Below are 1,067 nucleotides of genomic sequence, written 5' to 3'. Positions count from 1 at the left end.
CTGACCGCTGCTCTGACTCGCGTCTGCTCCGAAGTTTTCGGTTCGGCCGTAGTTGAATTCGACAAGATCGACAGCGCTCCAGAAGAAAAAGCTCGCGGTATCACCATCAACACCGCGCACGTTGAGTACAACTCGAACATTCGTCACTACGCTCACGTTGACTGCCCAGGTCACGCTGACTACGTGAAGAACATGATCACTGGTGCTGCGCAGATGGACGGCGCGATCCTGGTTTGCTCGGCCGCTGATGGTCCGATGCCACAAACCCGTGAGCACATCCTGCTGTCCCGTCAGGTAGGCGTTCCGTACATCGTGGTTTTCCTGAACAAGGCTGACCTGGTAGACGACGCTGAGCTGCTGGAACTGGTTGAGATGGAAGTTCGCGACCTGCTGTCCACCTACGACTTCCCAGGCGACGACACTCCGATCATCATCGGTTCGGCTCGTATGGCGCTGGAAGGCAAAGACGACAACGAAATGGGCACCACCGCTGTCAAGAAGCTGGTGGAAACTCTGGACAGCTACATCCCAGAGCCAGAGCGTGCTATCGACAAGCCGTTCCTGATGCCAATCGAAGACGTGTTCTCGATCTCGGGTCGCGGTACTGTTGTAACTGGTCGTATCGAGCGCGGTATCGTTCGCGTTCAAGATGCACTGGAAATCGTTGGTCTGCGTGACACCACCACCACCACCTGCACCGGTGTTGAGATGTTCCGCAAGCTGCTGGACGAAGGTCGTGCTGGCGAGAACTGCGGCGTTCTGCTGCGTGGCACCAAGCGTGACGACGTTGAGCGTGGCCAGGTTCTGGTTAAGCCGGGTTCGGTTAAGCCGCACACCAAGTTCACCGCAGAAGTTTACGTTCTGAGCAAGGAAGAAGGCGGTCGTCACACTCCGTTCTTCAAAGGCTATCGTCCACAGTTCTACTTCCGTACTACTGACGTGACTGGTAACTGCGAGCTGCCGGAAGGCGTTGAAATGGTAATGCCAGGTGACAACATTCAGATGACTGTTACCCTGATCAAAACCATCGCGATGGAAGACGGTCTGCGTTTCGCAATCCGTGAAGG

The 1,067-nt window shown here is 55.9% G+C and carries 1 protein-coding gene; it reads left to right on the top strand.

The genetic code is table 11. The features are described from left to right. On the top strand, positions 1-1,067 hold a 1,067-nt coding region (tuf, locus tag N8H71_RS28695), incomplete at both ends, for an elongation factor Tu (protein ID WP_262196517.1).

The sequence above is a fragment of the Pseudomonas koreensis genome (assembly GCF_025447595.1).
GTDB classification, from domain to species: Bacteria; Pseudomonadota; Gammaproteobacteria; order Pseudomonadales; family Pseudomonadaceae; genus Aquipseudomonas; species Aquipseudomonas koreensis_H.
This window is presented reverse-complemented; position numbering and strand designations above follow the sequence as displayed.